We start from the raw sequence: 385 nt of genomic DNA on the forward strand, positions 1-385 counted from the left end.
AACGGCTACGAGTGGGTGAGCGACTGGTACGACCCGGACTATTACGCGAAATCTCCGCGCCAGGATCCGCAGGGTCCGGAAACTCCGGTCATCAAAAATAAAAAAACTGGGCAATACCTGAAGGTCCGCCGCGGAGGTGACAATCCTTCACCCGGGTTTGATGTGGGCCTCACCTTTTTCCGCGGCTATGCCATCAAGGATAACTATTTTCCCGATGGCACCACCGTACGCTGTGCGGTGAACGCTGCGGAGGCGGTGAAATGACCGGTAAATATAGCCTGGCGCTGGTGCTGTTGCTGAGCGGGTGCGATAAACCGGAACCGGCGGTGCGGGATAACGCGGAATTAGCACAATACCTGCAACGCATTACCGGCGATCTGGTTTT

Annotated in this window: 1 pseudogene; it reads left to right on the plus strand. The window is 56.1% G+C overall.

The window, feature by feature from the left end:
* Positions 1-264: pseudogene (locus OGV94_RS00015) on the plus strand (formylglycine-generating enzyme family protein); the annotation flags it as partial.
* Between the last annotated feature and the right edge of the window lie 121 nt (positions 265-385).

The organism is Citrobacter sp. Ce006 (assembly GCF_030336535.1).
GTDB lineage: Bacteria > Pseudomonadota > Gammaproteobacteria > Enterobacterales > Enterobacteriaceae > Citrobacter > Citrobacter europaeus.